At 61.9% G+C, this 6140-nt stretch carries 6 protein-coding genes; all 6 read right to left on the bottom strand.

Annotation, left to right across the window (positions count from 1 at the left end; genetic code table 11):
- Positions 1-124: 124 nt before the first annotated feature.
- Complete coding sequence (locus tag AC1D1P_RS11805) at positions 125-1240, bottom strand: acyltransferase family protein (protein WP_477673102.1); 1116 nt, start codon at positions 1238-1240, stop codon at positions 125-127.
- A gap of 44 nt (positions 1241-1284) precedes the next feature.
- Positions 1285-2247 (bottom strand): NAD(P)H-dependent flavin oxidoreductase, encoded by a 963-nt coding sequence (locus AC1D1P_RS11800; RefSeq protein ID WP_477671082.1) that lies wholly within the window; start codon positions 2245-2247, stop codon positions 1285-1287.
- A gap of 98 nt (positions 2248-2345) precedes the next feature.
- The gene (locus AC1D1P_RS11795; protein ID WP_477673101.1) at positions 2346-4136 is read right to left on the bottom strand and encodes an acyl-CoA dehydrogenase; all 1791 of its coding nucleotides are present in this window, start codon (positions 4134-4136) and stop codon (positions 2346-2348) included.
- A gap of 124 nt (positions 4137-4260) precedes the next feature.
- Positions 4261-4875 carry a hypothetical protein gene (locus AC1D1P_RS11790; RefSeq protein WP_477671084.1) on the bottom strand — a complete coding sequence of 205 codons (615 nt, stop codon included), beginning with the start codon at positions 4873-4875 and terminating at the stop codon, positions 4261-4263.
- A 55-nt stretch (positions 4876-4930) separates the two neighbouring features.
- Positions 4931-5863, bottom strand: coding sequence for an electron transfer flavoprotein subunit alpha/FixB family protein (locus AC1D1P_RS11785; protein ID WP_477673100.1), 933 nt, complete (start codon positions 5861-5863; stop codon positions 4931-4933).
- Between the two features lie 13 nt (positions 5864-5876).
- Positions 5877-6140: electron transfer flavoprotein subunit beta/FixA family protein (locus AC1D1P_RS11780; protein WP_477673099.1), on the bottom strand; the 264-nt coding region annotated here is incomplete at its 5' end.

Below are 6140 nucleotides of genomic sequence, written 5' to 3'. Positions count from 1 at the left end.
CCTCATGGCTGGGTGAGCCTGCCGTGTTGAAGCTGGAGATGTTCAGGCGGTGAGCCCGGCTCCAGTTGAATGCTATTAATTCAATAGCAAGTTGCGCTCGTCCAGAAAGGCGAGGAGCTGCTTTTTAACGCAAATAAAAGCGACTCAACCAGCGCGGCCGCAAAGGAATCGGTCGCGATTCCACCGACTGGTACAGCACCCAGCCCGCCAGCAGCGACAGCAGGAAGGCCGTCAACAGGCCCAACACGTTTGCCGCAAGCTGCGTGGGCCAGAAATGGCTCACGATGGCATTGACCAGCAGGCACACAGGGAAGTGGATGAGGAACACGGAATAGGACATCTGGCCCAGCTGCACCAGACGGCGCTGCTGCAACCATTGCACCGGCCAGGCCTGCGGCTGCAGCACCGCCAGCCAGGCCAGACCGAAGGCGGTAACGAGCGCCACCACCAGGCGCCCCCGGAAATCAAGCGCCAGGGCCAGCCCACCCATGACCGCCAGGGTCACGAGCCAGAAGCTGCGCCGCGCGCCGAGACGGTTTGCGGCCCAGAAGGCCAGCATCCCCAGGGCATAGGAGCCACAAAAATAGAGGGCGGTGACATCAAAGGCCGGCAAGCGGTTGAAAAACAGGAGAGAGGCCAAGGCGACCATCAGAATGAGGCTGACGCCGAGCGGGGCCGAAACCGAAGTGGTGTGTGTTGCGTCGCCGTCATGCGGCTGAAACTGGAACCGCCGGGCAAAGGCAAAAATGAGAACCGCCATGGCGTAGAGCTGGAAGTCGATGGCCACGTACCAGACACCAGCAGAAAGCGCGTCCTGCCCGAGCAGGTCCTGCAGCAGCAGGACATGGGCCAGCAGCTGGTGCACCGTGGGAGCATCCGGCACGGAATGGTGCGCGAACCAGGGCCTGACCAGCGCAGCCACCAGCATGCTCACGGCCAGCGCCACAAGATAGGGTTTGACGAGCCGCCAGTAGCGGCGAAAAATCAGGGAGCCAGGTGCACCGAACACGGCCACACCTTGCGGCGCAAGCGAGGCCGCCGCCAGAAAACCACTCACGACGAGGAACACCTGCACGGCCATGCGGCCGTAGTCGTAAAGCCAGTCCATCAGGGCCGGTGCAAACGGGTGCACCACATCCGACATCGGGCCATAAAAGGCCAGGTGATGCAAAACGATCATGACGCAGGCCAGCCCTTTGAGGGCATCCATGCCGGGAAAGCGTCGGGTTGCGGTGGTCAAGGCGGGTGTTTCAGGCGCAGCGCTGCTCTGGGTACCGATGACGCTTAAGCGCAGACCCGTTGGCGTGCCAGCTCGTACTCGCGCCTGAGCTGGTCCACAAAGGCCGCGGCGCTTTGGACCTTGCTGACAGACCCAATGCCCTGGCCGCAGCCCCAGATGTCTTTCCAGGCCTTGGACTTGCTGCCTTCGCCGCCGCCGAAGTTCATGGTCTTGACGTCGCCTTCGGGAAGGTTCTCAGGGTCCATGCCGGCTGCGCGAATCGACGGCGCGAGGTAGTTGCCGTGCACACCGGTGAAGAGGCTGCTGTAAACGATGTCGTCGGAATTTCCGTCAACGATGGCCTGCTTGTAGGCGTCGGCTGCGCGCGCTTCGTCCGTGGCGATGAAGGCCGAACCGATGTAGGCGAAGTCGGCGCCCATGGCCTGCGCGGCCAGCACCGCGCCGCCGGTAGAGATGGCGCCCGACAGCGCCAGGGGGCCGTCAAACCACTGGCGGATTTCCTGGATCAGCGCGAACGGGCTCTTCACGCCTGCGTGGCCGCCCGCACCGGCGGCCACGGCTACCAGGCCGTCGGCGCCCTTTTCAATCGCCTTGCGTGCGAATTTGTTGTTGATGATGTCGTGCAGCACCACGCCGCCGTAGCTGTGGGCGGCAGCGTTGATGTCTTCGCGCGCACCCAGGCTGGTGATGTAGATGGGCACCTTGTACTTCACGCACATTTCCATGTCGTGCTCCAGGCGGTCGTTGGACTTGTGCACGATCTGGTTGATGGCAAAAGGCGCCGCCGGCTTGTCGGGGTTGGCCTTGTTGTGGGCTGCCAGTGCCTCGGTGATCTCGGCCAGCCACTCATCGAGCTGCGATGCAGGCCGTGCGTTGAGCGCGGGCATGGCGCCCACCACGCCGGCTTTGCACTGCGCGATGACCAGCTTGGGATTGCTGATGATGAAGAGCGGCGAACCGATGATGGGCAAAGGCAGCTTGTTCAATGCGCCGGGCAGTCTGGACATGGTGGCTCCGTTGTTATTCTGAATTCAAGAAAAAACATGCTGCAGCCCTTTACTGACGGGCGCAAGCAGCTATCAAATAAATAGCAGCGTGTACAAGATCAGAACGCATCCAGCGCCAGCGCCGTCACGCTGTCTGCACCGTCGACAATGCTGTCGCGCACGCCGGGCACCTTGGTCAGCAGGTGGTCAGCATAAAAACGCGCGGTGGTGATCTTGGCCTGCATGAAGGCAACATCAACGCCCTGCGCGATTTGCTCTTGCGCCACCAGCAGCGAACGCGCCATCTGCCAGCCGGCCACCACGTTGCCCGCGAGCATGAGGTAAGGCACGCTGCCGGCAAACACGGCGTTGGGACTGGCTTTGGTGTTGCCGGCCACGAAATCCACCACATCGATGAATGCCAGGCGCGCGGCCTTCAGGCGCTTGGCCACGGCCAGCGCGTCGGCGCTGCCCTGCCTGAGCAATTCGCTTTCGGTTTTTTCGATCTGCGCTGCAATCGCCTTGGCCGTCTGGCCGCCGTCGCGGGAGGTCTTGCGGCCAATCAGGTCGTTGGCCTGGATGGCGGTTGTGCCTTCATAGATCGTCAGAATCTTGGCGTCGCGGTAGTACTGGGCCGCGCCGGTTTCTTCAATAAAGCCCATGCCGCCGTGCACCTGCACACCCAGCGAAGTCACTTCCAGGCTCATCTCGGTGCTGTAGCCCTTGACCAGCGGCACCATGAATTCGTAAAACGCCTGGTTCTGTTTGCGCACGTCCGCATCGGGGTGGTGATGCGTTGCGTCGTACGCCGCAGCAGCGACAGAAGCCATGGCGCGACAGCCTTCGATGTAGGCGCGCATGGTMATCAGCATGCGCTTGACGTCCGGGTGATGGATGATGGGCGCGCTGGCCTTGATGGAACCGTCAACCGGTCGGCTTTGCACGCGGTCTTTGGAAAATTCCACAGCTTTCTGGTAGGCGCGTTCGGCAATCGCGATGCCTTGCATGCCGACCGCGTAGCGCGCCGAGTTCATCATGATGAACATGTACTCAAGGCCGCGGTTTTCTTCACCGACGATGTAGCCCACGGCGCCGCCAAGGTCGCCGTACTGCAGCACGGCAGTGGGCGATGCTTTGATGCCCATCTTGTGCTCGATGCTCACGCAATGCACGTCGTTGCGCGCGCCCAGGGCGCCGTCTTTGCCGACCATGAACTTGGGCACGACAAAGAGGCTGATGCCCTTGACACCCTCGGGTGCGCCGGTGACGCGCGCCAGCACCAGGTGCACGATGTTCTCGGCCATGTCRTGCTCRCCRTAGGTGATGAAGATCTTGGTACCGAACACCTTGTACGTGCCGTCGGGCTGCGGCTCGGCTCGGCTGCGCACCATGGCGAGGTCCGAACCAGCTTGCGGCTCGGTCAGGTTCATGGTGCCAGTCCATTGGCCGCTCACCAGCTTTTCAAGATAGACCGCCTTGAGGTCGTCGGAGCCGGCCGTGAGCAGGGCTTCAATGGCGCCGTCGCTGAGCAGCGGGCACAGCGCAAAACTCATGTTGGCGGAGTTGAGCATTTCACCGCAGGCCGCACCTATGGTTTTGGGCAAACCCTGGCCGCCAAAATCAGCCGGGTGCTGCAGGCCTTGCCAGCCGCCTTCGACGTATTGGCGGAAGGCCTCCTTGAAGCCTGGCGTGGTGGTGACTTCGCCGGATTGAAAGCTCGACGGATTGATGTCACCGTCACGGTTGAGCGGAGCCAGCACGCCCTCGTTGAACTTGGCGCATTCCTCGAGCACCGCTTGCGCGGTGTCGAAGCCGGCTTCTTCAAAGCCGGGGATTTGCGCGATCTGTTCGATGTTGGCCAGATGTTTGATGTCAAACAGCATGTCCTTGAGGGGGGCTTTGTATGTCATGTTTTGTCTCCGAAAATTAACTTATTGCGCGGCGAAGGCCATTAAAAGCTGTGCCACAGTGGTCTGCTGGTTTGGCCTGTGCCAGGCGTAGCCGGGGCCGCTTGCCACACGGCCTYTCGCGAATCTAGGGCGAGAAATCACGAACTGGAGGTTCCACCAGTTTTTCGGATTTCCGCACGACATAACCGTTGTCCATCAAGGCATTGAGCCAGCCCGCCGCCATCAAGTCCACATGACCCGAGTCCGGGGCCGAAGCGTAAAACGCATCCTGAAACTCCAGCATGGGCACGAGCTTCTTGCTGTACAGCGTCACGCGGTAGCGGGTAGAACCCCTGCGGGCTTCATGGCCCTGGGAGGTAACGGTAGAGCCCATCGGAACAAACAGCAGCGTGTTGTAACCCTGGCCGGACCATTCGCCCAGCACGCCCCTGATATTGGAACGCTGACCGAACGTACCCGCGTACTTTGCGGGAACACCGTTGAGCTGCATGAACTCTGCGGCATGCCCAACACTTTGGTTCATCAAGCGGTTGTCGAGTACACCCGAGAGCCTGTAGCCTTTGACCAGATCCGGGTTCTGGTTGGCCCACTCGGGGGTCACAAAAATCAGGGCCAAAGACGTCACAGGCTCCTTGATTTCCGACTTGACGCTGACCTGTTCGACTTTGCGGTCAAGCCCCGCGCACGCAGTGAGGAGCAAGCCCGTCAGCATCAAGGCGATGCATGCGCCTCGCCTCATGCCGGATTGGCCGGGTTGCTGCCTGGCTTTCATGTCGCGCTGGCCTGAAACCGCATTACAGTGCGGCAACCAGCTCGGGCACAGCCGTGAACAAGTCAGCTTCCAGGCCGTAATCCGCCACGCTGAAGATCGGCGCTTCCGGGTCCTTGTTGATCGCCACGATGACCTTGCTGTCTTTCATGCCGGCCAGGTGTTGGATCGCACCGGAAATACCGGCGGCGATGTAGAGCTGGGGCGCGACAATCTTGCCGGTCTGGCCCACTTGCCAGTCATTGGGGGCGTAGCCCGCGTCAACCGCTGCGCGCGATGCGCCGAGAGCTGCACCCAGCTTGTCGGCCAGCGGCGTAAGCACTTCGTTGAATTTCTCGCTGGAGCCCATCGCGCGGCCACCGGAGACGATGATCTTGGCAGCCGTCAGCTCGGGGCGGTCGCTCTTGGCGATCTCGGAGCCCAGGAAGGTCGACTTGCCGCTGTCGGCAACGCCCGCGGGCGTTTCGATCGCAGCGGAGCCACCAGTGGCGGCAGCAGCGTCAAAGCCGGTGGTGCGCACGGTGATGACTTTGGTCGCGTCCAGGCTTTGCACGATGGCAATCGCATTGCCGGCGTAGATGGGGCGCTCGAAGGTGTCGGCGGCATCGACCTTGGTGATGTCGGAGATCTGCCCGACGTCCAGCGTCGCGGCCACGCGGGGGGCAATGTTCTTGCCCGAGGCGGTGGCGGGGAACAGGATGTGCGAATAGGCGGAAGCGATGGCGACGACTTGCGCGGCCATGTTCTCGGCCAGGCCGTGGGCGAAATGCTCGCCTTCAACGTGGATGACTTTGGCCACGCCTGCAATGGCGGCAGCGGCTTTGGCGGCGGCTTCGGCACCCTTCCCGGCCACCAGCACATGCACGTCGCCGCCGCACTGGGCAGCAGCCGTGACGGTGTTCAGCGTCGCTGGCTTGATGGAGTTGTTGTCGTGTTCTGCGATTACAAGTGCGGTCATTTCAATCAACTCCTTAGATGACTTTGGCTTCGTTCTTGAGCTTGTCGACCAGGGCGGCCACGTCGGCCACCTTGATGCCTGCGCTGCGCTTGGGCGGCTCGCTGACCTTCAGGGTCTTGATGCGTGGCTTGACGTCAACGCCAAGCTCTTCGGGCTTGATGTTGTCGAGCTGCTTCTTCTTGGCCTTCATGATGTTGGGCAAGGTGACGTAGCGCGGCTCGTTCAGGCGCAGGTCGGTCGTGATGATGGCCGGCAGCGTGAGCGAGAGGGTTTCCAG

The sequence above is a fragment of the Polaromonas sp. P1_E1_2 genome (genome assembly GCF_056406035.1).
This window is presented reverse-complemented; position numbering and strand designations above follow the sequence as displayed.

Bases quoted from the DNA above. Each gene is read 5' to 3' on its own strand.
- AC1D1P_RS11800 (WP_477671082.1), bottom strand. From the start codon at position 2,247: ATGTCCAGACTGCCCGGCGCATTGAACAAGCTGCCTTTGCCCATCATC.
- AC1D1P_RS11790 (WP_477671084.1), bottom strand. From the start codon at position 4,875: ATGAGGCGAGGCGCATGCATCGCCTTGATGCTGACGGGCTTGCTCCTC.
- AC1D1P_RS11785 (WP_477673100.1), bottom strand. From the start codon at position 5,863: ATGACCGCACTTGTAATCGCAGAACACGACAACAACTCCATCAAGCCA.